General features: G+C 68.2%; 25 protein-coding genes and 2 pseudogenes. 14 read left to right on the top strand and 13 right to left on the bottom strand.

The window, feature by feature from the left end; genetic code table 11:
- Genes E5790_RS19345 through E5790_RS19320 form a run of 6 tightly spaced genes read right to left on the bottom strand, consistent with a single transcriptional unit; the run spans position 1 to position 4,379 of the window.
- Entirely contained in the window at positions 1–747 is a 747-nt protein-coding gene (locus E5790_RS19345) for a hypothetical protein (protein WP_049439550.1), read from the bottom strand.
- Positions 747–1,364, bottom strand: a complete 618-nt coding sequence (locus E5790_RS19340) for a DUF3299 domain-containing protein (RefSeq protein ID WP_111206300.1) — start codon at positions 1,362–1,364, stop codon at positions 747–749. The genes E5790_RS19345 and E5790_RS19340 overlap by 1 nt, the downstream gene beginning before the upstream one ends.
- Positions 1,354–1,905 carry a DUF3299 domain-containing protein gene (locus E5790_RS19335; RefSeq protein ID WP_111206302.1) on the bottom strand — a complete coding sequence of 184 codons (552 nt, stop codon included), beginning with the start codon at positions 1,903–1,905 and terminating at the stop codon, positions 1,354–1,356. Before E5790_RS19335 ends, E5790_RS19340 begins: the two co-directional genes overlap by 11 nt.
- Before the next feature lie 2 nt (positions 1,906–1,907).
- Entirely contained in the window at positions 1,908–3,161 is a 1,254-nt protein-coding gene (locus tag E5790_RS19330; RefSeq protein ID WP_049439546.1) for an ABC transporter permease, read from the bottom strand.
- Positions 3,154–3,843, bottom strand: a complete 690-nt coding sequence (locus E5790_RS19325; RefSeq protein WP_181454194.1) for an ATP-binding cassette domain-containing protein — start codon at positions 3,841–3,843, stop codon at positions 3,154–3,156. Before E5790_RS19325 ends, E5790_RS19330 begins: the two co-directional genes overlap by 8 nt.
- Positions 3,844–3,845: 2 nt before the next feature.
- Positions 3,846–4,379 (bottom strand): DUF2796 domain-containing protein, encoded by a 534-nt coding sequence (locus tag E5790_RS19320; protein ID WP_049439542.1) that lies wholly within the window; start codon positions 4,377–4,379, stop codon positions 3,846–3,848.
- Between the two features lie 32 nt (positions 4,380–4,411).
- On the opposite strand from E5790_RS19320, the pseudogene E5790_RS19315 reads away from it, so the two are divergent.
- Positions 4,412–4,889, top strand: a pseudogene (locus E5790_RS19315) (MerC domain-containing protein).
- A gap of 269 nt (positions 4,890–5,158) precedes the next feature.
- Here E5790_RS19315 and E5790_RS19310 read toward each other — a convergent pair.
- A complete protein-coding gene (locus E5790_RS19310) occupies positions 5,159–6,061 on the bottom strand; it encodes a LysR family transcriptional regulator (RefSeq protein ID WP_111206306.1) in 903 nt (300 codons plus the stop codon).
- Between the two features lie 118 nt (positions 6,062–6,179).
- Here E5790_RS19310 and dkgB point away from each other — a divergent pair, with 118 nt between their 5' ends.
- The 8 genes from dkgB (at position 6,180) to E5790_RS19270 (ending at position 12,741) form a co-directional block, all read left to right on the top strand.
- Positions 6,180–6,983: a 2,5-didehydrogluconate reductase DkgB gene (dkgB, locus tag E5790_RS19305; protein ID WP_111206308.1), complete on the top strand. Its 804-nt coding sequence runs from the start codon at positions 6,180–6,182 to the stop codon at positions 6,981–6,983.
- Between the two features lie 11 nt (positions 6,984–6,994).
- Positions 6,995–7,969, top strand: coding sequence for a TIGR03571 family LLM class oxidoreductase (locus tag E5790_RS19300; RefSeq protein ID WP_111206309.1), 975 nt, complete (start codon positions 6,995–6,997; stop codon positions 7,967–7,969).
- Positions 7,970–7,988: 19 nt separating this feature from the next.
- Positions 7,989–8,927, top strand: coding sequence for a cyclase family protein (locus E5790_RS19295; RefSeq protein ID WP_111206310.1), 939 nt, complete (start codon positions 7,989–7,991; stop codon positions 8,925–8,927).
- A complete protein-coding gene (locus E5790_RS19290; protein ID WP_046430889.1) occupies positions 8,924–9,247 on the top strand; it encodes an adenylate cyclase in 324 nt (107 codons plus the stop codon). Before E5790_RS19295 ends, E5790_RS19290 begins: the two co-directional genes overlap by 4 nt.
- A 113-nt stretch (positions 9,248–9,360) precedes the next feature.
- Positions 9,361–9,738, top strand: coding sequence for a copper homeostasis periplasmic binding protein CopC (gene copC / locus E5790_RS19285; RefSeq protein WP_032962626.1), 378 nt, complete (start codon positions 9,361–9,363; stop codon positions 9,736–9,738).
- A gap of 10 nt (positions 9,739–9,748) precedes the next feature.
- Positions 9,749–10,633, top strand: a complete 885-nt coding sequence (gene copD / locus E5790_RS19280) for a copper homeostasis membrane protein CopD (protein ID WP_111206312.1) — start codon at positions 9,749–9,751, stop codon at positions 10,631–10,633.
- A gap of 45 nt (positions 10,634–10,678) precedes the next feature.
- Complete coding sequence (locus E5790_RS19275; protein ID WP_014647327.1) at positions 10,679–11,377, top strand: heavy metal response regulator transcription factor; 699 nt, start codon at positions 10,679–10,681, stop codon at positions 11,375–11,377.
- Positions 11,374–12,741 carry a heavy metal sensor histidine kinase gene (locus E5790_RS19270; RefSeq protein WP_111206314.1) on the top strand — a complete coding sequence of 456 codons (1,368 nt, stop codon included), beginning with the start codon at positions 11,374–11,376 and terminating at the stop codon, positions 12,739–12,741. The genes E5790_RS19275 and E5790_RS19270 overlap by 4 nt, the downstream gene beginning before the upstream one ends.
- A gap of 67 nt (positions 12,742–12,808) precedes the next feature.
- On the opposite strand, the gene E5790_RS19265 is transcribed toward E5790_RS19270, so the two are convergent.
- Complete coding sequence (locus E5790_RS19265; RefSeq protein WP_111206316.1) at positions 12,809–13,762, bottom strand: LysR family transcriptional regulator; 954 nt, start codon at positions 13,760–13,762, stop codon at positions 12,809–12,811.
- 106 nt (positions 13,763–13,868) lie between these two features.
- Between E5790_RS19265 and E5790_RS19260 the strand changes: the two genes are divergently transcribed.
- Positions 13,869–14,612: an SDR family oxidoreductase gene (locus E5790_RS19260; RefSeq protein WP_049439529.1), complete on the top strand. Its 744-nt coding sequence runs from the start codon at positions 13,869–13,871 to the stop codon at positions 14,610–14,612.
- 160 nt (positions 14,613–14,772) lie between these two features.
- Positions 14,773–14,859 (top strand): annotated as a pseudogene (locus E5790_RS19255) (3-ketoacyl-ACP reductase); the annotation flags it as partial.
- A gap of 117 nt (positions 14,860–14,976) precedes the next feature.
- On the opposite strand, the gene E5790_RS19250 reads toward E5790_RS19255, so the two are convergent.
- The 3 genes from E5790_RS19250 to E5790_RS19240 are packed head-to-tail and all read right to left on the bottom strand — an operon-like array spanning position 14,977 to position 20,467.
- Positions 14,977–18,054: a CusA/CzcA family heavy metal efflux RND transporter gene (locus E5790_RS19250; protein ID WP_111206318.1), complete on the bottom strand. Its 3,078-nt coding sequence runs from the start codon at positions 18,052–18,054 to the stop codon at positions 14,977–14,979.
- Entirely contained in the window at positions 18,051–19,223 is a 1,173-nt protein-coding gene (locus E5790_RS19245) for an efflux RND transporter periplasmic adaptor subunit (RefSeq protein ID WP_014647332.1), read from the bottom strand. Before E5790_RS19245 ends, E5790_RS19250 begins: the two co-directional genes overlap by 4 nt.
- Positions 19,220–20,467, bottom strand: a complete 1,248-nt coding sequence (locus E5790_RS19240; RefSeq protein ID WP_049439525.1) for a TolC family protein — start codon at positions 20,465–20,467, stop codon at positions 19,220–19,222. The genes E5790_RS19245 and E5790_RS19240 overlap by 4 nt, the downstream gene beginning before the upstream one ends.
- Positions 20,468–20,529: 62 nt before the next feature.
- Here E5790_RS19240 and E5790_RS19235 point away from each other — a divergent pair, with 62 nt between their 5' ends.
- Together E5790_RS19235 and E5790_RS19230 are read left to right on the top strand one after the other, a co-directional pair.
- On the top strand, positions 20,530–21,204 hold the full coding sequence (locus E5790_RS19235; RefSeq protein WP_032962610.1) for a response regulator: 675 nt from the start codon (positions 20,530–20,532) through the stop codon (positions 21,202–21,204).
- On the top strand, positions 21,197–22,570 hold the full coding sequence (locus E5790_RS19230; RefSeq protein WP_136191785.1) for a sensor histidine kinase: 1,374 nt from the start codon (positions 21,197–21,199) through the stop codon (positions 22,568–22,570). Before E5790_RS19235 ends, E5790_RS19230 begins: the two co-directional genes overlap by 8 nt.
- A 143-nt stretch (positions 22,571–22,713) precedes the next feature.
- Here E5790_RS19230 and E5790_RS19225 read toward each other — a convergent pair whose 3' ends face one another.
- A complete protein-coding gene (locus tag E5790_RS19225; protein WP_049439523.1) occupies positions 22,714–25,065 on the bottom strand; it encodes a GH92 family glycosyl hydrolase in 2,352 nt (783 codons plus the stop codon).
- 459 nt (positions 25,066–25,524) lie between these two features.
- Between E5790_RS19225 and E5790_RS19220 the strand changes: the two genes are divergently transcribed.
- The gene (locus tag E5790_RS19220; protein WP_049439521.1) at positions 25,525–25,770 is read left to right on the top strand and encodes a hypothetical protein; all 246 of its coding nucleotides are present in this window, start codon (positions 25,525–25,527) and stop codon (positions 25,768–25,770) included.
- A 59-nt stretch (positions 25,771–25,829) separates the two neighbouring features.
- Here E5790_RS19220 and E5790_RS19215 read toward each other — a convergent pair whose 3' ends face one another.
- Entirely contained in the window at positions 25,830–26,153 is a 324-nt protein-coding gene (locus E5790_RS19215; protein WP_014647338.1) for a thioredoxin family protein, read from the bottom strand.
- Between the last annotated feature and the right edge of the window lies 1 nt (position 26,154).

Genomic DNA, 26,154 nt, shown 5'->3' with positions numbered 1-26,154 from the left:
TCACCGGCAGTCTTCCGGCAGCGCAGCAATCGCCGCTACCACCGCCGCCTGCATGCCCTGCCCCACGGCCATGTCCAGCTCCCCGCCCGTTGCCCCGTGCTGGCGCCGCAGCTCGTCCTCGCACAGGCCGCGCACCCGCGCGCGGGCATTCGCGCGCAGGCTGCTGCACCGCCAGTCGGTGCCACCCAGCGGCAGCACCGAATACACCACGCTGTTGCAGGCGTTGCCAGCGCGCTGCTGCAACGACCGTCCACCAAAGTCCCGGGGTTCACTGCTGCGCTGCGGGTCGAAGTAGCTGTCCGGGAAGGTGCGCGCGTACTGTTCGATGTCCAACGCCATGCTGCGCCCACCGGCCAACGGCATCTGCAGCGGCTGGCCGCACTGCGTCGCGTCGGCGCGGTGCTGGATGTACTGGTAGATCGGCCGGTCCAGCGATGGATCCTGCTGGGTCACCGCACTCACCGCCGCCAGCACCGGCAGCGACGCACGATTGGCCATGCGCGCCAGCAGCCCCGCCTGCGCTGGCTGGCAGCGGTCGCGCACTGTTGCCGCAAGCAGGAACAGCACGTCGTTGCGGAACGCGTGGTCGTCACCCAAACGCTGTTCGATGCGCTGGCTGGCGTCGGACGCCGGTGCTGGAAACGCGACCAACGGCGGCGCGGTGGGTGCGCGCTGCCGCTGCCACCACACCAGCAGCACGACTGCGCTCACCAGCACCCCGGCAGCCAGGATCCAGCGCATGCGCATCAGTCGTGGATCGCCGTCAGCGTGGCCGCTGCGGCATCGTAGGACGCGCTGGCAATGTCCGCATCGAAGCGCTTCACCTGCAGGCGGCCGGCCAACCGGTACGGGTCCCAAAGATCGCCCAGCGCGATCGGCGTGGCCAGGGTCACATGGATGATCTGGTTCGGTGGCGGCGGCGGCACGTGGATGCACGCACCGTAGAACGGCACGAACAGCAGCTCATCGACCAGGCCGGCATCATTGGTGCCCAGCGGTACCACGTAGCCATCCAGATCCACCGCGCGACCGTCGACAGCGTCGACCACGCGCGAAGAGCCGAACTGCTTGGCGCGATCCGGGCTGGAATGGTCGATTTCCTGCCCCGGTGGCGTGCCCGAGCCGATGTCGTCGATCAGGCCGCCCACCCCGTCCATGCCATTGCGTGACAAGCCGATCTGCGGGGGCGGGCGCTGATAGGTCACTTCGTCCGGCCGCAGCGCGTCCCAGCGGTCGATAGGCGTTTCGGGCGCGGCGGAGGGCAACGGCTTGTCGCGCGGCGTGGCCACCACGGCATCACCGCCAGGTGACGTGCAGCCTGCCAACCAGACGCATCCAAGCAGCAACACAGTGCTACGGTTCATAGGGCCTCAGCTGGGCATCGCGCATGGTGTAGGCGGAACCGGCCAGATCATCATCCAGCCGCTCGTCACGCAGGGTGCCGGCCAGGAAGAACGGCGAGTACATGTCCGGCATGGCGATCGGGCGCGGCAGCACCACGTGCACGATCTGGTTCGGTGGCGGCGGTGGTACGTGGATGCAGGCGCCGTAGTACGGCACGAACAGGAATTCGGTCAGGCGCCCGTCCTGCGCAGTGGCCAGCGGCACCATGTAGCCGGGCAGGCGCACCGGACGCTGCAGCACCGTATCCACGGTACGGAACGTGCCGAATTGCGGCATGCGCCGGTTGCCGTTGTGCTCCACCTCCGGGCCCTCTCCGCGCTCCAGCGCGGCCAGCTCGTCCTTGGGCATCATCTGCAACCAGTCCAGTTCCTGCTCCGCCGCATCCGCAGCGCCAGCGTGGTCGACAACCGGCGGAGGTGGCAACGCCTGCACACCGGTATCCACCGGCCGCTCGCAGGCTGCCAGCGCCAGTACCATCGGCAATGACAGCATCCAGCGCATGCTCAGCCTCCCGGCGACAGGCCATCGGCCAAGGTGCGCCGGTAGGCCAGCAACGCCGGCACCAGCCCGGCCACCGCGCTGATCGCCAACACACCCGCCACCCAGGCCAGCTCGCGGCCATCCGGCCAGACATGGGTGATGGACAGGCCGAAGGTGGCCAGGGCCCAGCCGCGTCCGGCCATGCTGGCGGCCACCAGCAGCGCCAACGCCAGCACGCAGGCCACGGCACTGGTCGCCACCGCTTCCACTACCAGCAGGCCGGCGATGTAACCCGGCCGCGCGCCGGTCGCACGCAGGATCGCCATCTCGCGCCGCCGCTGCTGCAGCGTCGAGACCAGCAACGCCACCAGCGAGACCATGCCCAGCAACACCACCAACGCGCTGATCAGCTGCAGGGCGCGCTCGGCCGTGCCCAGCGACTGCCACAGCTGCTGCAGCGTCACCCCGGGCAGGATCGCCAGCATCGCCTCTTCGGGATACTCGTTGATCCTGCGCTGCACCGAAAAGGTGGCGATGCGCGAGTTAAGGCCGAGCATGAAAGCGGTGATGCTGGTCGGGGTCAGATCGAGGTGGCGCGCCTGCTCGGCACTGACGCTCTGGCTGCGCAGCTGCACACCCGAGCGCCAGTCGACGTGGATGGCCTCGATCGCCGGCAGCGAGACCAGCAGCGACGAATCCACCGGCGTGCCGCTGCGCTGCAGGATGCCGGAGACCCGGAACGGCTTGTCGGCATGCGTGGCCAGCGTCACCGCGCCGGTGCCGTGCGCCAGCACGATCTCGTCGCCGAGGCCGACCTTCTGCGCGCGTGCCACCTCCGCGCCGATCACCGCGTCATACAGATCATCAAAGGGCCGCCCCTGTGCAAAGGCAAGCGCATGACCGGAACCATAACGATAGTGTTCAAAGTAGCCGCCAGTGGTACCCACTACCCGGTAGCCGCGCCAGGAATCGCCCAGCGACAGCGGCACCGCCCACTTCACCTGCGGCATGGCGGACAGCGCCTGGTAGGACTGCCAGGACACGTTGTTGGTGGGGTCACCGATATGGAACACCGCGTACAGCAGCAGGTTCACCGGCCCCGAACGCGCACCGACAATCAGGTCCGTGCCCGACACCGTGCTGGCGAAGCCTTCGTGCGCCTGCGTGCGCACACGCTCGACACCCAGCAACAGCACCACGCTGAGGGAGATGACCAGCACGGTCAGGCCCACGCTCAACGCGCGGCTGCGCAGGCTGGCCCAGGCAAGCTCAAGCATGGCCGGCACCTGCCTGGTTGATCTCGGACAAGGCGATCGTGCGGTCGAACAACGACTGCAGGCTGTCGTCATGGCTGACCACCAGCACCGTGGTGCCGGCCGCCTCGCATTGCGCCGACATCAGCTTCAGGAACGCGGTCGCCGCGTCGCGGTCGAGCGCCGAGGTCGGCTCATCAGCCAGCAGCAACGCCGGGCTGCCGATCAGCGCGCGTGCCGCCGCCACGCGTTGTTGCTGGCCGACGCTGAGCGTGCCGGCGCGGCGCTGCATCAGCCCGGGGTCCAGCTGCAGGGCCTGCAGCAGTCGCGCGATCTCGGCATTCAACGGCCCGCTGATGCGCGCACTGCGCAGGCGCGAGAAGCGCAGGCCCAGTGCGATGTTGTCGCGCACGCTGAGAAACGGCAGCAGGTTGAACTGCTGGAAGATCACGCCCAGGTGGTCGGCGCGGAAGCGATCCCGCGCGGCACCACGCATCGCCTGCAGCGCGTGGCCGGCGACCTCGATGCGGCCCTTGCCGGGCAGCAGCACGCCCGCCAGCAGGCCCAGCAGCGTGCTCTTGCCACCGCCACTGATTCCGCGCAGCAGCACGCTGCTGCCCTGCTCGATCCATAGCCGCGGCACGTCCAGCACCAGCCGCCGGCCATAGCCGAACTGCACGCCATCCAGCATGATCACCGGTCGCATCCTCACGGTGCCAGCACCACGCGCAGATTGTCCGCGGTCAACACGCTGCGGTTCTGGCCATGGGCGGTGGTGCTGTTGACGATCACTTCGTGCAGGCCCGGGAATACTGCGGGCAGGCGCACGACGATGGCCCGCAACCCGGCAGGCTTGGCGCACTGGTACCGCAGGGTTGCGCTGAACCCTGCGTGGCGATGCTGACCGGGCGGCGGCGCGGCAGCCATCGCACCGAAGCCCTCGGCCCTGGCATCGTTCGCGATAAGGCGGCAGCCCGCGGCGGTGGGCAAGGTGACCCAGCTGCCGCCCTGCAGCAGCGCAGTCGCACGCGCCAGCGCGGCCTGCTCGGTTGCATTGGCCGGCGGCCGCTCGAAATCAAGGATGCCGATGCCGGGCGCCTGCAGGGCGAATTCCAGCGTCTGCTGGTCAAGCGCAAGATCAACGGTGGCCTGGCCGTGTACGTGCGCACCGAGCTGGCGGACATCATGGGCCTGTGCAGCGCTGGCAGCCAGCAGCAGGAAAAGAGCAGCAGAACGCTTCATGGGAGAGGCTCCAATTGTTACTATGTAACATTATGGACCACATCCCCACGACGCCTTGCAAGGGCCCTGGCCCAGCCGCCAGCTTCGGCACGCTGGCACCCCCGCTTCGATCTAGCCGGGGCCTGGCTGTCCCTGGCCTGCGCCGCCCATTGCATCGCCCTGCCCCTGCTGTTGGCCTTCGTGCCGGCAGCGATGATGGCGCTGCGCTCGTTCCAGCACCCCGGCCATGGCGCGATGACGTTTCTGCTGATGATGTCGCGCTGGGAATGGCTGTTTGCGCTGCTGGCCTCGTCGCTGGCCTTGGCGAGCACCTTGGCCGGGGTTCACCGGCATGGGCGCTGGCGACCTGCAAGGCTGGCCTGCGTCGGCGCCCTCCTGCTGTTGCCGGCCTCGCTATACCTGCCGCTGAAGGAATCACTGCTCTGGCATGGCGTGGCGACAGCTGGTGGTGGCGTGCTGCTGGCATGCGCGCACATCGGCAACCGGCGCGCGCTGCACAACCGCCGGTAGTGCCGGCCGCTGGCCGGCAGCTGCGGGATCCCGGCAGCCGGCCAGCGGCCGGCTCTACCCCCTCCATGCATGGGCCACGCATCAGGTGATACACAGCTGGTAGTGCCGGCCGCTGGCCGGCAGCCCCAGAGACCCGGCAGCCGGCCAGCGGCCGGCTCTACCCCTCCATGCATGGGCCACGCATCAGGTGATACACAGTTGGTAGTGCCGGCCGCTGGCCGGCAGCCCCCGGGACCCGGCAGCCGGCCAGCGGCCGGCGCTACGCCGCCTTATTCGTCAAACGGACGCTGGCCGAGCGTCTGCGTCACGTGGTCGACGAAACAGGTGATGCGCGCGGCCAGCGCGGTGTTGCGGTAGTACACCGCGTTGATCGGCTGGCGCACCTCCTGCGTCTGCTTGGCGAACAACTGCACCAGGCGGCCGTCACGCCGGTCCTGGCGGGTCAGGAAGTCGGACAGGCAGGCGATGCCCAGCCCGGTCACCGCCATCTGCCGCAGTGTCTCGCCACTGGACGAAGCAATCGCCGGCTCAATCACGAAAGGGCCGCCATCGGCATCCTGCAGCGGCCATTCGTTCAACGAACTGGGCTGGGTGAAGCCAAGCAGGTCGTGCTCGCGCAGCTGCTCCACCCGCGTGGGCGTGCCACGCCGGCGCAGGTACTCGGGGCTGGCCACCACGCGGATGCGGCTGTGGCCGATGGGCCGCGCATGCAGGGTGGAATCGCGCAGCACGCCAATGCGGAACGCTACGTCGGTGCGCTTCTCGATCAGGTCGGTGATGCCTTCATTGGAATTCAGCTCCAGCTCCACCTGCGGGTAGCGCTCGCGGAAGCCCTCCAGCAACGGCACGATGACGTGCAGCATGAACGGCGTGGCGGCGTCTACGCGCAGGCGCCCGACCGGCTGCAGCCGCCGCGCGGCCATCTGTTCCTCGGCCTCGTCCACCGTGGCCAGGATCGTGCGCGCGTACTCCAGGAATGCGGCTCCCTCCTCGGTCAGCTCCAGCCGCCGCGTGGTCCGCCGCAGCAGCGTGGTCTGCAGCTTGTCCTCCAGCCGCGCCAGGGTGCGGCTGGTGGCGGAGATGGTCAGCTCCAGCTCTTCGGCCGCGGCAGTGATCGAACCGCTGTCGACCACGGCCACGAAGGCCTTCAGCTCATCCAGGGTGGTTTTCATTTTTTACCTCGGCGCAAAAGCGTTTCCCGTATACACGGCTTAATCAACAAATGTAAAGCGCCCACACTTCGCCCTGTCCCGAGCCCACCGGCTCTCAACGAAGTCCCTGGAGTCCATCATGAGCGTTCCTTCCTTTGGCGTCGGCACCTTCCGCCTGACCGGCCAGATCGTCATCGATTCGGTGCGCAACGCCCTCGACGTCGGCTACCGTGCGATCGATACCGCGCAGATCTACGGCAACGAAGCCGAGGTCGGCCAGGCCATCGCCGAATCCGGCGTCCCGCGCGACGAGCTGTTCCTGACAACCAAGATCTGGGTGGACAACTACGCCGCCGACAAGCTGATCCCGAGCCTGCGCGACAGCCTGGCCAAGCTGCGCACCGGGTACGTCGACCTGCTGCTGATCCACTGGCCGGCGCCGGGCAATGGCGTTGAACTGCGCGAGTACATGACCGCGCTGGCCGAAGCCAAATCGCTGGGCCTGACCCGTCAGATCGGTGTGTCCAACTTCAACATCGAACTGACCCGGCAGGCCATCGAGGTGGTCGGCGCCGGCGAGATCGCCACCAACCAGATCGAACTGAGCCCCTACCTGCAGAACCCTGCATTGACTGCCTTCCTGCAGGAACAAGGCATCATCGTCACCTCCTACATGACCCTGGCCTACGGCAAGGTGCTGAAGGACCCGGTGCTGGCCGCCATCGCCGACAAGCACCAGGCCACCGTCGCCCAGGTCGCGCTGGCGTGGGCGCTGCAGCGGGGTTACTCGGTCATCCCGTCCTCGACCAAGCGCGAGAACCTGGCCAGCAACCTGCTTGCCCAGGACCTGCACCTGGATGCCGATGACATGGCCGCGATCGCCGCGCTTGACCGCAACGGCCGCGAAGTCGATCCGCCGGGCCTGGCCCCGGCCTGGGACTGAGGAGCCTCGCCATGGGCAACGCGTTGACGCGGCTGCAGGCCGGTGGTTTCAGCATCGGCATCGAAGCACCGCTGGACAATGACTGGACGCCGCTGGGCGAACAGGCACGACACGCCGCGCGACGCCTGCCCGGCGAACCGGACCTGCAGCGCCATGCGGAGCTGGCACGGTTGGCCGACCGCCTCGGCTTCCGTGCGCTGTGGGTACGCGACGTGCCGGTGTACGACCCGGCCTTCGGCGATGCCGCACAGGTGTTCGAGGTGTTCAGTTACCTCGGCTACCTGGCCGGCATCACCGAGCACATCCTGCTGGGTACCGGCGCAGTGGTGCTGCCGATCCGCGAGCCGTTGCTGACCCTGAAGTCGGCACGCAGCGTGCAGCGGCTGAGCGGTGACCGCCTGCTGCTGGGCGTGGCCAGTGGCGACCGCCCGGTGGAGTACCCGCTGTTCGGCCGCGACTTCGACAGCCGTGGCAGCCGCTTCCGCGAGCAGATCGCACTGCTGCGCGAAGGCGCCGCCGCGCACCTGCCGCAGGGCTTGGACGTGCTGCCCGCGGATGGCCCGGCCCTGCCGCTGTTCGTGGCAGGCCTGGCCCAGCAGCAACCGGCGTGGATCGGCCAGCACATGGATGGCTGCCTGGCCTACCCGGGCACGCCGCAGGACCATGTACAACGCGTGGCGGCCTGGCGCGCCGTGGCCGGCAACAAGCCCTATGCCAGCTTCATCCACCTGGACCTGGTGGCCGATGCCGATGCTCCTCTGCAGCGCTGGCGCTTCGGCCTGCGCGGCGGCCGCAACGCCCTGCTGGCCGAGTTGCACGCCATGCGGGCGGCCGGTGTCGACCACATCGGCCTGCAGTTCCGCCGCAACGAACGGCCGTTGGCCGAAACCTTCCACGAAATCGCCGAGTACGTGCTGCCGCACTTCCCGGCCCACGCCGGCGCCGCTGCGCCGCATGCCCCGCTTGCCGCCCCCGCGACGGCCTGACAATTACCGGAGCTTTGCCATGAAGATGAAGACCCTGGCTGCCCTAGCGCTGGCCACCCTGCCGCTGTCCTTCCAGGCCACCGCCGAGGACTGGTACCCCTCTGCCTACGGCGCCAACGACGAGATTGGCGCGGCCAACCTGCTGACCGCCGACGTGGTCAAGCACGCGGTCTCGCTGGTCAGGACCGGCAAGACCTATCCGCTGGCGGTGCCGGTGGACAAGAACCTGCCCGCGTTCCGCCACCGCAGCTTCCGCCTGTACAACGTGCAGGTCGGCCAGCAGGCTGGCAAGTCGCTGGGCCCCAACAAGTTCACCTTCAACGATGAACTGGTGAACGCCTGGACCGGCGTTGGCACCCAGCTCAACGGCATCGGCCATATCGGCATCGACAACGTCTACTACAACGGCAACAAGGCCGCCGACTTCGTCACCGTGGACGGGGTGCGCAAGCTTGGCGTCGAGAAGGTGCCGCCGATGGTCACCCGTGGCGTCGTGCTGGACATGACCACGTACTACGGCAAGGCGATCGTGCCCGGCGGCACCGAGTTCACCGTGGCCGACATCCAGGCCGTGCTGAAGAAGCAGGGGCTGCGCCTGCGCAAGGGCGACGTGGTGCTGTTCAACACCGGCTGGCTGGAACTGATCGGCAAGGACGACAAACAGTTCCTGGAAGTGGAACCGGGTATCGGCATGGAGGCGGCGAAGTGGCTGGGCGACCAGGGCATCGTCGCCTTCGGTGGCGACACCTGGGCCTCGGAGGTCTACCCGAACCCGAACGGTGCCGAGGAGTTCCCGATCAACCAGTACATGCTGGCCAAGCGTGGCATCTACAACCTGGAGCTGATCGACAGCCGTGCCCTGGTGCGCGACAAGGCCTGGGAATTCCTGTTCGTGCTCGGCCAGCCGCTGTACGTCGGTTCGACCCAGGTCAACATCAACCCGGTGGCGATCCGATGAACACTGCCCCCGCCTTGCCGTTGTTCGCCGGCCGCCGCTTCCGCGTCAGCTATGACGGCCTGGCCGCCGACAATGTCTACAGCGCCGATGGCCGCCACGTGCAGTACGCCATCGTCTCCGGCGCCTATGCCGGTGCGCAGGGCGAAGCCGCGTGTGAGTGGCAGCGGATCAGCGACGGGGTCTATGCCATTTCGTGGCAGGAAGCCGATGGCGCTACGGTCGTGCATGTCGATGACTTCGCGGGCGGGCATTCGCTGGCCTGGTTCACCGCCACCGATGGCAGTTTCCATCGCATGCAGGGGCCGCTGGCAGCGCTGTGATGCCGGCCAGCGGCCGGCGGACGAAACATTACAGATCGGTAATGCAGGGGTCAGGGCAGCGAAAGGCGCTGCCCTCCACCCTGTGGGCCATGTCTTCCACAGGTGTCCCACGCATGGCCCGTCCCCTGCTCCGCTCCACCGCCCTTGTTGTCCTCGTCTCCGGCCTCGCGGTTGCGCCGCTGGCCCTGGCCCATCCCAGCCTGGTGCGCTCGACGCCGGCCGCCGACGCGACCGTGGCGCCGGCCAGCCAGATCGAGCTGCAGTTCAGCGAGAAGGTGATGCCGCGTGCCACCCGCATCGAACTGAGCATGGACCATGGCCGCATGAAGATGGCCATGCCCACCACTGCGCAGGAGCTCTCCGAAGATGGCCACACCCTGCGCGCACGCTTCGCCAAGCCCTTGCCGGCAGGCAGCTACGCACTGCAGTGGCGCGCGGTGGGCCAGGACAGCCACCCGATCACTGGCACGTACCGTTTCACCGTGAAGTAAGGCTGCCGTCGTGGCCCAGCTCTCGCCGTATGCGCTGCGGCTGGCACTGTACCTGGTGCTGATGCTGCTGTTCGGGCGGATGCTGTTCGTCCGTCCGGGGCTGCCGCGCGGCGTCTCGCTGGCGCTCGCCCTGATCGCGGTGGCCGTGGTGGTCACCGATGCCATCACCCGCTTGACCGGTGTGCTCGGCATCGCGCCGGCCGACATCGACCCCGCAACGGCGCACTGGTTCCTCACCGGTACGCCGGTGGGTAAAGCCGGCCTGCTGCGTACCGTGGCGGTGCTGGCGATGCTGCCCCTGCTGGCATTCGCCACGCCGCTGCCGGGCCCGCGCCGCGTGGCCCTGCTCGCTTTGTCTGCCACGGCGTTGGCCAGCCTGTCCTGGAACGGCCACGCCGCTGCGGGCGATGGGTTCGGCGGCACCTTGCGGCTGCTGGCCGGCATCGTGCACCTGCTGGCCGCCGGTGCCTGGGTCGGCGCGATCGCCGCCATCCTGCAGTTGGCGCTGCGTCCACAGGGCCTGCGCCTGCGCGAGCGCACCTACGAGTTGTGGCGGGCCGCGCACAGCTTCGCCCTGCCGGGCACGGTCATCGTCGCCCTGCTGGCAATGACCGGCACCTATACCTATGTCGATCTCGGCGGTTCCGTGCAGACCCTGACCGGTACCGCGCATGGGCGCTGGCTGCTGCTCAAGCTGGCCCTGGTGGTCGGCATGCTGGGGTTGGCGGCGCTGCATCGCTGGCGATTGGTACCGGCCTTGGCCACCTCCATCCGCGACGGCTGGCAACCGCGGCCGCTGCGTTCCCTGCGCCACAGCCTGGCCTGCGAGTCGGTGCTGGCCGTGCTGGTGCTGGCCTGCGTGGCGGTGCTTGGTACGCTGGACCCGTTGGCGTGAGCCTGCGCAGCCAGCCCACGTGCAAGCTGCGATGATGGGCGCATCATGAAACTGCTGATCGTCGAAGACGAACCCAAGACCGGCAACTACCTGCGCCAGGGCCTGATCGAAGCCGGCTACGTGGTCGATCTCGCCTGCAACGGCGTCGACGGGCTGCACCTGGCCGGCAGCGGCGAGTACCAACTGATCATTCTCGATGTGATGCTGCCCGGCCTGGATGGCTGGAACGTGCTGTCGCGGTTGCGCGACGGAGGGTGGCAGACACCGGTGCTGTTCCTGACCGCGCGCAGCAGCATCGCCGACCGCGTGCAGGGCCTGGAACTGGGCGCCGATGACTACCTGGCCAAGCCGTTCGCCTTCGCCGAGCTGCTGGCGCGGGTGCGCACCCTGCTGCGTCGCGGCCAGGCACAACCGCAGGCCGAGCGCATCATCATCGCCGACCTGGTGGTGGATACCCTGCGCCGCCGGGTCGAACGCGGCGGCCAGCGCATCGCCCTCAGCCAGAAGGAATACACCCTGCTGGAGCTGCTGGCGCGTCGCCAGGGCGAAGTGCTGCCACGCTCGCTGATCGCCTCGCAGGTGTGGGACATGAACTTCGACAGCGACACCAACGTGATCGACGTGGCGATCCGCCGCCTGCGCGCGAAGATCGACGATGACTTCGATGCCAAGCTGATCGTCACCGTGCGCGGCATGGGCTATGTGCTGGAGGCGCCGGACGACGGTGCCGTGCACAGCGGATGAGCCTGCGTCGTTCCATCGCGGTACGGCTGACACTGCTGTTCGCCATCGTGGCCACGCTGGTGCTGGCCGCATTGGGCGTGGCGATCTATGCCAGCGCCCGCCATGATCTTGTTGCCCAGGACTTCATCGAACTGGAAAACAAGGTCGCGTTGATCCGCGACCTCGCTGACAATGGGCCTGCCGCCGCGCGCGGACCGCGGTTGGCAGAGGCGCTCGGCCATCATCCGGATATCGCCTTCCACATTGTTGATGGGAGCGGAACCGTACTGTTCTCCACTGCGCCGGCACTGCTGCGCGAGCATGCACGCAGCCAGCCCATCGACGCCGCGCCACGGCGGCACGACTGGATCCTCACCGATGGTCGCTGCATGCATGCCCTGCACCTGCGCCAGACGCTGGCCGACGGCAGCCAGCTGGTGACCCTGCTGGCCATTGATGACAACCGTCACGCCGACTTCCTGGAGCGCTTCCGCCACCTGCTGGCAATCGCCATCATCGGCGCCGCGGTGGCCAGCAGCCTGCTGGGCGGCTACGTGGTGCGGAGCACGCTGCGGCCGCTGCGCACGCTGGCCGATGAGGCAAGGCAGATCACCGCTGGCCGGCTGCAGCGCCGCCTGAGCGCGCGCAGTGCACCGGCCGAACTGGAGCAGCTGGCGCAGACCCTCAACGGCATGCTGGCACGCCTGCAGCAGGACTTCGCGCGGCTGACCGAATTCTCCGGTGATCTCGCCCACGAGCTGCGCACGCCCATCACCAATATGCTCACCCAGGTGCAAGTGGTGCTGGCGCACCCGCGCAGCAACGAGGCCTACCGCGAGACGCTGGCGTCGTGTGCCGAAGAACTGCAGCAGCTGGCACAGACCGTGGGCGACCTGCTGTACCTGGCGCAGGCCGAAGCACCGGGCGCGCTGCCTTCGCGCGAGCCGGTGGCGCTGGATGGGGTGGTGGATTCGCTGCTCGAGTTCTACGAGCTGCTGGCCGAGGACCGGCAGTTGACCCTGCGCCGCGAAGGTGTGGCGAGCGTGGAAGGCAACCGCTTGATGCTGCACCGGGCGATTGCCAACCTGCTGTCCAACGCGTTGAAGCACGCCGCTGCCGGCAGCGAGGTGCGGGTACGACTGGCCGAGGCCGATGGCGTGTGCAGGGTCAGCGTGCACAACGTCGGCACGCCGATTTCCGCCGAAGCGCTGCCGCGCCTGTTCGATCGGTTCTACCGCGGCGAGCGTGGCCGACACGAAGGTGCGGGGCTGGGCCTGGCGATCACCCGCGCGATTGCACAGGCGCATGGCGGCAGCGTGAGTGTTGCGTCCGATGACACCGGCACCGTGTTCGAGCTGGTGCTGCCGAGCGCCGCAGCCCGGTAGTGCCGGCCGCCGGCCGGCACTACCGGGGTACATCAAGCGCATTGCGGTTGCCGGCCAGCGGCCGGCACTACCCCCTGCGGTCGGACAGCTTCGCGTGCCGCTCCGGTAGTGCCGGCCGCTGGCCGGCACCCCCGGCCTGCTCGAACACCCCGGCCACCCAGTCGATGAACACCCGCAAGCGTGGGGACGGCGTGCGGTTGCGCGGGTAGACCAGGCTCAACGGGCTTGGGGTCGGCGGCGCGTCCGGCAACAGCTCCACCAGCTGCCCGCGCGCGATATACGGGTCCATCCGGTAGCGCGGAGCCTGGATGATGCCCAGGCCCGCCAGCGCGGCGCCGAGGAACGCATCCGCACCGGACACACGCACCCGCACCGGCAGCGGCACGTAGCGCACCTGCCCGCCCTGCTGGAACTCCAGCGGAATCAGCTGGCCGGTGGCGCTGGAGCGATAGCCCACCATTTCATGGCCACCCAGCAGGGACTCGATGCTGCCTGGCACGCCCTTGGCCTGCAGGTAGCCCGGCGCGGCCACCGTGACCTCGCGCAGCATCGCCAACCGGCGCGCCGCCAGATCGCTGTCGGCCAGCGTGCCCACCCGCAGCGCCGCATCCACGCCTTCGCGCAGCAGATCGACATAGCGGTCGCCTTCGCTGACCTCCAGTTCGATCTCCGGGTAGCGCTGCAGGAACTCCGGCAGATGGGGAAACAGCAGGTGCCGGCCCAGCGTGCCATGCACCTCAATGCGCAAGGGGCCGCGCGGCGGCGCGTCACGGAAGGCGGCCTCGGCGTCGTCCATGTCGGCGATCAGGCGCAGACAACGGCCATAGAAGGCCTCGCCTTCCAGCGTCGGCACCACCAGCCGCGTGGTCCGGTGCAGCAGGCGCACGCCCAGCCGCTGTTCCAGCGCCTTGATCGCGTCGGTCACCGTGGCCCGCGGCAGGCCCAGGTCCTCGGAGGCCCGGGTGAAGCTGCGGCGCTCGACGATACGGACGAAGGCGCGCATGGCCGTGAAGCGGTCCATTGTTCGGCTATCCGGATGATGTTGGCGGATTATGCAGGATTATCCGAAAGCGCGATTTCGCGAAGATGGCGCTGCGCCACTTCGGCGTGTCCCCGTGGAAGTCACCATGACCCTCTCCCCCGCCCGCTCTGTCGCCCTGGTCACCGGCGGATCCCGTGGCATCGGTGCCGCCATCTCGCGTCGGCTCGCCGCCGATGGCCACGCGGTCGCGATCAACTATGCGGGCCGCCGCGACGACGCCGAAGCCTTGGCGGCCGAACTGAACGCCGCCGGCGCGCAGGCCATCGCGCTGCAGGCCGATGTGTCCGATCCGCAGGCGGTGCGCCAGCTCTTCGACGCCATCGAAGCCCGTTTCGGCGGCATCGACGTGGTGGTCAACAGCGCCGGGGTGCTGCAGCTGGCACCACTGGCCGATACCGACGACGCCCTGTTCGAGCGGGTGATCGGCATCAACCTCAGGGGCGCCTTCAACGTGCTGCGCGAAAGCGCGCGACGGGTGCGCGACGGTGGCCGGCTGATCACCCTGTCCACCAGCGTGGTCGGCATCCGGCTGGAGAACTACAGCGTGTATGCGGCCAGCAAGGCGGCGGTGGAGACGATGGGCGCAATCCTCAGCAAGGAGCTGCGCGGGCGCAACATCACCGTGAACGCCGTGGCGCCGGGCCCGACCGCCACCGATCTGTTCCTGGATGGAAAATCGCCCGAGCTGATCGAGCGGTTGGCGAAGATGAACCCCCTGGAGCGGCTGGGCATGCCGGAGGACATCGCCGGCGCGGTGGGGTTCCTGGCCGGTGCCGATGGCGGATGGATCAACGGCCAGGTGCTGCGCGCCAACGGCGGAATGGTGTAGATCGCACAGGTGGCATCCACGCATGGCGCGACGCCCTTGTAGAGCCGAGCCCATGCTCGGCTGCTCTTCGCGCAAAGGCCAGAAGCAGCCGAGCGTGGGCTCGGCTCTACAGGTAGGTCAGGCGATGCGCGCCTCGCGGCGGCGATGCACCCAGTAGTACATCGCCGGTGCAGTGGGGTTCCTGGCAGGTGCCGATGGCGGATGGATCAACGGCCAGGTGCTGCGCGCCAACGGCGGGATGGTATAGATCGCACAGGTGGCATCCACGCATGGCGCGACGCCCTTGTAGAGCCGAGCCCATGCTCGGCTGCTCTTCGCGCAAAGGCCAGAAGCGGCCGAGCGTGGGCTCGGCTCTACAGGTAGGTCACGCGATGCGGGCCTCGCGGCGGCGATGCACCCAGTAGTACAGCGTCGGCAACACCAGCAGGGTCAGCAGCATCGCCGACAGCAGACCACCGATCACCACCACCGCCAGCGGCTTCTGGGTCTCGGCACCGATCGCATGCGAGGTGGCCATCGGCAGCAGGCCGAACATCGCCAATAGTGCGGTCATCAGCACCGTGCGCAGGCGCTGCAGCGAACCCTGCACCACCGACTGCAGCAGGTCCATGCCCTGCTCGCGCAACTGGGCGAAGCGGCTGAGCATCACCACGCCGTTCAGCACCGCTTGCCCGAACAATGCAATGAAGCCGATTGCCGCCGACACCGACAGCGGAATGCCGGTCAGCCACAGGGCCAGGATGCCGCCGATCATCGCCAGTGGCACGTTGGCCAGGATCAGCGCGGCGCTGCTGATGTCCTTGAAGGCATCGAACAGCAGCACGAAGATGATCAGCACCGACAGCGGAATCACCCAGCCCAGCCGCTTCATCGCACGCTGCTGGTTCTCGAACTCGCCGGACCACTCCAGCCGATAGCCTTCCGGCAGCTGTACGCTGGCATCCACGCGCTTGCGCATGTCAGCCACCACGCTGCCCATGTCGCGGCCGGCGATGAAGATGCTCACCGCCTTCACCCGCTGTGCGTTCTCGCGCGAGATGTTGATCGCGCCGCTGGCCATGCGGAAGTCGGCCACGTCGGACAGCGTCACCGTGTGGCCATCGCCGATGCCAACCGGCACCGTACGCAGCCGCTGCAGGTCACGATCGGCATCGTCCAGGCGCAGGGTGATGGGGAATCTGCGGTCACCCTCCCACAGCTCGCCGACCTGGCGCCCGCCCAGTGCGGTCTCGATCACTTCGTCGACGTCGCGTACGTTCAGGCCATAGCGCGCGGCGCGGTCGCGGTCGATCTCGATCTGCAGCTGCGGCAATGACCCGTCGCGGTCGATGAAGGCGCTCTCCACGCCCTCCACGCCGCGTACCTGGCCGAGGATCGCCTGCGCCTGCTGGTTCAACACGTCCAGATCCGAGCCGCTGACCTTGATCACCACCTGGCCCTTGATCTGCGAGATGCTCTCCAGGATGTTGTCGCGCACGGGCTGCGAAATCGAGAACTCGGGGCCCGGAATGCGCTGCTCCAGCGTGCGCTGCAGGTCGCTCACCAGCTGTCGCTTGCCCACGCCTTTCGGCCATTCCTTCTCCGGCTTCAACGCCACCAGCGCCTCGATCTGGTTGGCGCCCTTGGCATCGGAGCCGTCTTCCGGGCGTCCCAGCTTGGCCACCACCGTCGATACCTGCGGAAAGCTGCCGACCAGCTCACGGATGCGCCGCGACTGCTGCTGCGCTTCGCCCAGGCTGGTGCTCGGGTCGAGCGTGGCCGTCAGCCAGATCGATCCTTCGTCCAGCTCGGGCAGGAACTCCGAACCCAGCCGCGTGCCCAATGCCAGCGTGCCGACCAGCAGCGCAATCGCGGTCAGCACTACCGCACGCGGGCGGGCCAGTGCGCGCTCCAGGACCGGCCGGTACCAGCCGGTCAGGCGGTCCATCAGCGGATTGCCGTCGCGCATGCGGTCGCGCCGCAGCCACCAGTAACAGAACAACGGCACCACGGTCAGCGCCAGGATCAGCGCGCCGATCAATGCCGAGGTCACCGAGTACGCCATCGGCGCGAACATGCGGCCTTCCTGGCGCTGCAGGGTGAAGATCGGGATGTGCGCGGCGATGATGATCAGCATCGAGAAGAACGTCGGCCGGCCCACTTCCGACGCTGCCGAAAGAATGGTCGAGAACCGTGTCTTACGGTCGGCCGCAGGTGGCAGCTTCGACAATCGCGAGACGATGTGCTCGGTCACGATCACCGCGCCATCGATGATGATGCCGAAGTCCATCGCACCCAACGACAGCAGGTTGGCCGGCACGCCCCACAGATGCAGGCCAAGGAAGGTCGACAGCAGCGCAAGCGGCATCATCGCCGCCACGATCAGCGCGGCACGGGCGTTGTACAGGAACAGCCACAGCACCAGGAACACCAGCACCGCGCCTTCCAGCAGGTTGCTGAAGACGGTTTTCAGCGTGGTCGAGACCAGCCACGAGCGGTCGTAGAACGGCTCGATGCTGACCCCGGCCGGCAGCTGGTTCGCTTCGATCTCGGCGATGCGCGCATGCAGGGCGTCGAGCACGTCGGACGGGTTCTCGCCCTTGCGCATCAGCACCATGCCGAACACCGCATCGTCGTTGTCATCCTGGCCGACCAGGCCCTGCCGGGGCAGGCCGGTATCGGCGATGCCGGCCAGGTCGCGCACCAGGATCGGCGTGCCACTGCGCTGCGCGACCACCACGTTGCCGATGTCGGCCGGCGAACGCATCAGACCGACGCCGCGGATCAGGAACTGCTGCTGGCCACGTTCCACGTAGCCGCCGCCTGCGTTCGAGCTGCCCTTCTCCAGCGCCTCGGCGAACTCAGCCAGGCTGATGCCGCGGTCACGCAGCTTGTCCAGGTCCGGCTTGACCTGGAACGTACGCGCGAAGCCGCCGAAACTGATCACATCGGCTACGCCCGGCACGGTGCGCAGGCTGCGCTCCATCGTCCATTCCTGCACGGTGCGCAGCTGGGTCGGTGTCAGGTGCGGGCCTTTCAGCACGTACCGGTAGATCTCGCCCACCGCCGAGCTCATCGCCTCCAGCTCCGGCGTCACCCCTTCCGGCAGCTCCACGCCCTGCAGGCGTTCCAGCACCTGCTGGCGCGCGAAGTAATCGTCGGCCTTGTCATCGAAGGTCAGGATGATCATCGACAGGCCGAACTGCGTATGCGAGAACACCCGCACCGAATGCGGGATGCCGGACAGTGCCACTTCCAGCGGCATCGTCACCTCGCGCTCCACCTCCTCCGCGGCCCGGCCCGGGTGCAGCGATACCACCGTCACCTGGGTGTCGGACACATCCGGAAAGGCTTCCACCGGCAGCACGCGGAACGCGGCAATGCCAGCGCCGATGAACAGCAGCAGCGCCAGCATCACCATCAGCGGCTGGCGCAGGCAATAGGCAATCAGGCGATCGATCATGGCGCGGCATGCCCCGTCCCGGTGCTGGCGGCTGCGGGCGCACTGTCGACCAGCTGCTGCAGCAACAGGCCCCCTTCGACCACCACCCTGGCGCCCTGGGCCAGGCCCTCGCGCACCCACAGGCGGCCATCGCCCAGTTCCTCGGCACGCACGGCGCGGCGCGCGAAGCGGCCCTTGGCCTCCTCCACGAACACCACCTGCTTGCCGTCGATGAGCAGTACCGCAGCATCGGGCAGCGAGACACCGCCCCCGGCCGGCACTGCCACCTGCGCACGCACGTACTGGCCCGCCTTGAAACCGCGCGCACGGTTGTCCAGTTCGGCGCGCGCCTGCACCACGCGGCGTTCGCTGTCGACGAAGTCATCCACGTGCTGCAGGGTCGCCTGCTGCGGCTGCCCATCGGCGCCGGGCACGCTCACCTGCATGCCCGCCTTCAAGCGTCCGGCCAGGCTCTCCGGTACATCCAGCAGCAACCACAGGCGGTCAGGATCGCCAATCATCGCCAGCGGCTGTTCGCTGTCGGGGCTGACTGCCATGCCCGGGCTCATCCGCCGCTCCACCAGCACGCCATCAATGGGTGCGCGCAGCGGCAGCCGTTGGTCGACGTGCTGGCCGTTGCCATACGCCCTGGCGAAGGCGGTCGCGCGCGCGTGATCGGCCTGGCTGCCGGCGAAGCTGGCCTCGGCCTCGTCCAGTTCACGGCCCGACGCCACCCCTGCCGCGTGCAGTTCGCGGGTGCGGTCCAGTTCCCGGCGTGCCAGCTGCAGCTCGGCACGGCCACGCACGCCCTCCGCCTGCGCCTGGCCGAACTCGGGCGAGGTGATCCAGGCGATCACCTGGCCGGCCTTCACCTTCTGCCCCGGTTGTGCCTCGATGCGCGCCACCTGCCCCGCCAGCGGGGTGCGCAGCGCGCTGGAGCGGGTCTCGTCCCAGACCACCCGGCCCGGCAGCTGCAGGCTGGCGCTGGCACCGGCGGTCACCAGCTCGCTGCGCAGCACATCCAGCTGGCGGCTGCCGGCCGGAAACAGGATCTGGCCGGCACTGACCTGCGGCGCATCCTCGGTATACGACGCCGGTTCGCGACCGCAGCCGCCCAGCAGGGCCAGCGCCAGCAGGGCCGGCAGCATGGCATGTCGCGCCCGCGGGCGATGGGCGACGGTGGACTTCATCGGGACTCTCCTTCAGCAACGGATGTGGCCGCTTCCCAGCGCGCCAAGGCAATGGCATGGTCGGCACGCGCATCAATCAGCGCGGCCTCGAACTCGCGCCAGCTGCGGCGCGCGTCGAGCAGATCGGTCAGGCTGGCGGCGCCCCGGCGATAGGCCAGTTCGATGCCCTCCACCGCCTTGCGCGCAGCGTCGGACTGCAGCCCCTCGTAATCGCTGCGGCGCTGCGCGGCGGACTGCACGCTGGCCTGCAGCTGGTCCAGTTCAGCGTGTGCTTCGCGCTGCAGAAGCTGCAGTTCCAGCGCGGCGCTGTCCCGGTCGGCCTCGGCACGCTGGATCGCGCCGCGTGCGCGCGACGGGCCGCCCAGCGGAATGGTCAACGACACGCCCCAGGTGACACCGCTGATATCGGTGGGCTCGCGCTCGGCCTCCACACCCAGCTGGATGTCGCGGTGGCGCTCGCTACGTGCCAGGGCCACGCCAGCGTCGGCGGCGGCCAGGCGCGAGCGTGCCGCGCGCAGATCGGCACGCTGCTGCGGATCGAACGCGCGCACCTTGGCCACGCTGCTGGCATCCGGCCAGGGGTCATCGGCACTAAGGTCGCGGCTGTCATCGCTGCCGAGCAGCAGGCCCAGCGCATGCCGCGCGTCACGCAGATCCAGGGCCGCCTCGCGCGCCGCATCGGCCACCGCCAGATGGTCCACCGCCATCCGCGCGCGATCCACCGGCGCCATCGCCCCGGTGGCCACCTGCTTGTCGGCCGCCGCCATCTGTTCGGCCGAATTCTGGCGGTTGGCCTCGGCAATCTGCGCCCGCTCCTGCGCGCCCTTCAGGCCAAAATAGGCTTCATGCAGTGCCACCTGCTGCCGGCGCCGGGTATCGAGCATGTCCAGCCCGGCCACTTCCAGCAGCGCGTCCGCCTGGCGGATGCGCAATGCGCGCTTGCCGCCGCGCTCCCAGGTCCAGCCCAGGCCCAGCGTGCTGTCTACCCGCTTGTCCTGCCAGCGCCCCGGGCCGATGCCGTGCTTCGGGCTGATCTTGCTGCTGCCGATCGACAGCTCGGCAGCCGGCCGCAACGCAGCGGTCAGCGCATCGCCCTGTACCCCACGCAGTTCCAATGCCGCCGCGCGCAGGTCCGGGTTGTGCGCTTCCATTGCACGCTGTGCATCCTGCAAGGACAGCGCCGAAGTCGCAGGCGCGCACGAAAGGGCGGCCAGCAGGGCCGCAAGACGACGGGAGAAATTCATGCACGTCACGGTAAGGTGACGCACTTGCGCCAAACTTGCCCCAACCTTGCACGAAGCTTGCAATGCGAATCCTGCTGATCGAAGACGACGCCGCCCTGGCCGATGGACTGATCCGCGCCCTGCAGGGCGCCGGCCATCTGTGCGACCACCTTTCGCGCGGGCTGCACGCGCCGGCTGCACTGGCCAGCGCGCCGTATGACGTGATGGTGCTCGATCTTTCATTGCCCGACGTCGATGGCCTCGACCTGCTCTCGCGCCTGCGCAACGACGGCGTCACCCTGCCGGTGCTGATCCTCACGGCGCGCGATGGCGTGGAGGACCGCATCCTCGGCCTTGACCGCGGTGGCGACGACTATCTCGCCAAGCCGTTTGCACTGGGGGAACTGGAAGCCCGCCTGCGTGCGCTGTCGCGTCGCCGCAGCGACGCACCGGCGCAGAAGCGGTTGGGCCGGTTGTGCTTCGACAGCATCCGCAATGAAGTGCAGGTGGAAGGCCAGCGCATCGAACTGACCGCGCGCGAGCTGTCGCTGGTCGAGGCACTGATGCAGCATCCTGGCCGCACCGTCACCAAGCAGCGCCTGTTCGACGCGCTGTACAGCTGGGATCACGAGGCCAACCTGTCAGTGATCGAAGTGCATGTCAGCCGCCTGCGCCGCAAGCTGGAACAGGCGCGCGCCGGCGTCGGCATCCGCATGCTGCGTGGCCTGGGCTATCGGCTGGAAGCCGGTGGTGACTGAGCGTGTGCACAGCCTGCGTGGCCTGCTGCTGCGCCGCCTGTGGCTGCCCCTGCTGGTGCTGCTGCTGTGCAGCGCGATCGGTTCATTCGCGTTGGCCCGCTTCTATGCCGGCCAGGTCTATGACCGCTGGTTGCTGGACTCGGCGATGTCGTTGTCCGAGCTGGTGAAGGTGCAGGACGGGCGTGCCTCGATCGAGATCACGCCCGCGGTGTCGCGCATGTTCACCTGGGATACCGCTGACGAAGTGCATGGCGAAGTGGTCGACGCTGCCGGCGGGCGCCTGTATGGGGACCTGCCCGAAGCGCTGCCCCGCCCCGCGATCGCTGCCGGCAGCGACGATGCCGTCTACTACGACGCGCGCCTGCGTGGGCAGCCGGTGCGCATGGTCGAGGTCGTGGTCAGCGCTGGGCCGGGCCACGATATCCGCCTGCGCGTGGCCGAGACGCTGCGCAAGCGGCACCGGCTGGAGCGCAAGCTGCTGCTGGCCAGCATCCCGTTCCAGGCCGCGATCCTGGCGCTGGCCGCGTGGCTGGCCTGGTCCGGTACCGGCGCGGCTGCACGCCATGCCAACCAGGTGGCGCGGCGGCTGGCCAGCCCGCGTCCGGACCCGCTGGCGCCACTGGAGCCCGCGCAGGAAGCCCCACGCGAACTGTGGCCGGCGGTCGAAGCCTACAACGCACTGCTGCAACGGCTGGACGCGATGCAGGCCGCGCAACGGCGCTTCGTCAGCAATGCGGCGCACCAGCTGCGCACGCCGCTGGCGGCAATGCAGGTGGAGCTGGAGAGCTCACTCCGCCAACAGAATCCGCAGGCCCAGCAGCTGGCGCTGTCCGGCACGCTGGCCGGGCTGGCACGGCTGCAGCACCTGGTCAACCAGCTGCTGATGCTCAGCCGCTCGGAAGATCCACAGGGCAGCGCACTGCCGCTGCAGCCGCTGGATCTGGCCGCGTTGGCACGGGGCGTGGTCGAGCGCTACGCCGACCGTGCGTTGGTGGCGGGCGTGGACCTGGGTTACGACGGACCCGACGACGGCGTGAAGGTACAGGGTGATCCGCAGTTGCTGCGCGAGGCGCTGGGCAACCTGCTGGACAACGCGCTGCGCTACGGCGCCGTGCCCGGTGTGATCACCCTGGGACTACAGCGGGATGCCGAGGGCGTGCAGGTGTGGGTGGACGATGACGGTACAGGTATCGCCGAAGCCGAGCGCGCGCGCGTCACGGAACGGTTCTACCGGGCCAGCAGCGAGGGAGATGGCTGCGGGCTGGGGCTGGCGATCGTGGCCGAGATCGCGCAGCGGCATGGCGCGATATTGATGATCGAAACGGCGCCGCTCGGTGGCGCGCGCGTCGGGTTGCGTTTCCGTTGACCTTTGTCGAATTGCCCTTGTAGAGCCGAGCCCATGCTCGGCTAAGGCACCGTGCCAAAAGCAGCCGAGCATGGGCTCGGCTCTACAGGTTCCAGGTCACCCGTGAAGCGTGCCGGCCAAGGTCGGCACCTACCACGTGCGCATCACCGGCTCATCGAATACGGCGCCTGCGCGCCCTGCCCCGGCCAGTCCTTGTTCGGCTCGGCCTGCATGCTGAAGCGCAGTTCGCCGCCAGCCAGGATCTCGTCATGGCGCAGGAAGGTGCGCTGCAGCGGCTTGCCGTTGAGGCTCACGCGGCCCACATAGGTGTGCTTGTCATCCAGGCCCTCGGCCACGATGGTGAACGTCTTGCCGTTCGGAAGACGCATCGCGGTCTTCGGCAGGAACGGACGGCCCAGGATGTACTCGCCCGAGCCCGGCGCCACCGGGTAGAAGCCCAGCGCGGTGAACACATACCAGGCCGACATCTGGCCAACGTCATCATTGCCGGCCAGGCCATCGGGGCGGTCGGCATACTGGGTGTCCATGATCTGCTTCAGCCGCGCCTGGGTGCGCCATGGCTGGCCCGCGTACGAATAGAGGTAGGCCACGTGGTGGCTGGGCTCGTTGCCGTGCGCGTACCAGCCGATCAGGCCGGTGATGTCTTCCATGTGCTCGAAGATCGATGGATCCACCTTGGCGTTGAACACCTCGTCCAGGCGCGCGAGCAGCTTGTCGCTGCCACCGTGGGCTGCCGCCAGGCCGGCAACGTCCTGCGGCACGTACCACGAGTACTGCCAGGCGTTGCCCTCGGTGTAGTCGGTGCCGTAGCCGCTGGCGCTGGGGTCGAACGGCGTACGGAAGCTGCCGTCGCGCTTGCGCGCGCGCATGAAGCCGGTGTCCTTGTCGAACGCGTTGCGCCAGTTACCCGCGCGTTTGTCGAAGGTGGCCGCGATATCGGCCTTGCCCATCGCCTGCGCCATGCGTGCGATGGTCCAGTCATCAAAGGCGTACTCCAGCGTCTTGCTGGCCGCTTCGCCTTCCTCGTCGATCGGCACATAGCCCAGCTCACGGTACTGCGCGATACCGTCATACGGGCCGTAGTTGGCGGTCTCGACCATCGCCTTCAATGCCTTGTCGGCGTCGAAGCCACGAATGCCCTTCACGTAGGCATCGGCGATCACCGGCACGGCGTGGTAGCCGATCATGCACCAGTCTTCCAGGCCATGGAACGACCACACCGGCAGCATGCCGTACGGACTGTGCTCATGGTGGGCCAGCATCGAATTGACGAAGTCGCTGTTGCGCTTCTCCGGCTGCACCAGCGTCAGCAACGGGTGCAGCGCGCGGTAGGTGTCCCACAGCGAGAACGTCGAATAGTGCGTGAAGCCGTCGGCCTTGTGCACCGCGTTGTCCGAACCGCGGTACTGGCCATCGGCGTCCATGAACAGCGTCGGCCCCAGCATCGTGTGGTACAGCGCGGTATAGGCACTGCGCCGCGCATGCTCGGGGGCATCGATATCGAGCACGGACAGTGCCTGCGTCCAGTCCTGCTTCGCCTGCGCACGCACCCGATCGAAGTCGAAGTCGGCCACTTCAGCGTCGAGGTTGGCGATGGCACCGGCCTCACTGACCGGCGAGATGGCCACCTTCACCACCAGCGGTGCGTCCAGCTTGCCGAAGTTGAAGGTGCCGACCAGCTGCCGGCCTTCGATCTGGGCGCGCTGGGCCGGATCCTTCTCGCCCGGCGGCGGGAAGCCCTTGTAGACGATGTCCTGCTCGGTGTTGTGCAGCTCATGGCCGGCCAGCGGCCGCGAGAAACGCATCGCGAAATACAGCTGGCGACCCGGCGCCCAGCCGCGCGTCTCGCGGAAGCCGGTCACCGTGCCATCGGCGCGCACCCGCACCCGCGACCACAGCACCTTGCCAGGGTAGTCGTACATGCTGGTACGCATGTCCAGCAGCACCTTGGCGTCGGTGCCTCTGGGGAAGGCGTAGCGATGCACGCCCACGCGCGCACTGGTGGTCAGCTCGGCACGCACCTTGTAGTCGTCCAGGGTGACCGCGTAGTAGCCCGGCTCGGCCTTCTCGTCAGCGTGGCGGAACCGTGAGGCGTAACCGCTGCGCGGCTTCTCCGGATCGCCGCGCTCCAGCCCGGGGTTGCCGGTGAACGGCATCAGCAGGATGTCGCCCAGGTCCGAATGACCGGTGCCGGAAAAATGCGTGTGCGAGAAACCGACGATGCTGCTGTCGTCGTAACGGTAGCCCGCCGCCCAGCCATAGGCCTTTTCGCGCGGCTGGATGCGCGTGTCCGGGCTGAGCTGGACCATGCCGAACGGCACCGTCGCCCCCGGGTAGGTATGGCCTTCCCCGCCGGTACCGATGAACGGGTCGACCGAGCCATAGGCGCGTTCGGCGGCGGATTTCGACGGAGCCGCCAGCACCGCCCCGGAGGCAAGCATGGCGGTCGCGACGAAAGCGATCAGGAGACGACGGTCCAGCGTGGGCATCGGCATTTGGATCGATTCAGGTGGTAGTCGGATCCTAGCACCGGCCCTGCCCTGTCGCATGCTGCAGTGCGGCCGCCGGAACCGGCACGATGCTTTGCACGTAATTGCATGGCCGCACGACGAATCACCTCATAGCCTTCCGGTCTCCCGCGTCCCGATCGGTGCCGATACGGCAATGGATGTCCAGACATGCACTTCTGAAAGACCGCGCCTTCCGAACGGGACAAAGCGAGACAAACCATCAATTGGTGCGCAGCGCCTCGATCTGCCCAGGATTGCGCCGCAGCGGACATCCCGCTGCCGGGATTGGAACCCCCGAATGAAACTGAAGATCTGCCTGTCATGACTATGGCGGGCGCTGCGTGTGGCCGTCTGGCCATCGGAGTTCTTCTTCAGTCTCTCCGGGTTCCAAGCACGCATCGCCCGCCACCCTTGCGGTGGCCCTCGCACCCAAGGAGTTCCCGCATGAAACACACGCGTCCGCTCAGCCCGGCCATGGAGTCGCCCTTCCAGCGCATCGAACACGCCCTCAACAGTGCAGAAGGCATGGCCATCCTCATCGGTGAACAGTACGGCCCCGAGCCGAAGCCGCCCGCACCGATGGGCTACAACGCCAGAGAGATCGCCAATGCGATGGTCATGCTGAGCCAGCATGGCCGGTCGTTGTTGCAGAAGCTGCGTGCGGAAGCGGAAAAGGTGACCTATCACTAGCCCGCCCTGCAGCCGAGCCCGCTCGGCGCCGTGCGCACCGCACGCAGTGATTGCTGCCCTCAATCTGGCAATGCGCCCTGCAAGGTGACGAGGTCGGCGCTGTCGACCGGCCTCACCACGCGCGCCACTTCCTGGCCGTCATGCAGCAGCACCACGGTGGGCCACAGTTTTACCTTGAACGCACGCCCCAGCGGCTTTCCCTTGCCATCCTCGATCTTCCAATGCACAAGATCGTGGGCGTCCACAAACGCCTGGAGTGCGGGCTGCGCGGCCTGGCAATGGCCACACCAGGGTGCACCGAACTCCAGCAGCTGCCAGCCCGCCTGAGCTTCCACGTCCGCGCCCGCAGGCTCCGCCGCCGGGTAGTCACGCATGAACGGCATG

The sequence above is a fragment of the Stenotrophomonas sp. PAMC25021 genome (assembly GCF_004795795.1).
In the GTDB taxonomy this organism is placed as follows: Bacteria; Pseudomonadota; Gammaproteobacteria; order Xanthomonadales; family Xanthomonadaceae; genus Stenotrophomonas; species Stenotrophomonas muris.
The sequence above is the reverse complement of the archived record's forward strand: the minus strand, read 5'-3'. Positions and strand labels throughout refer to the sequence as shown.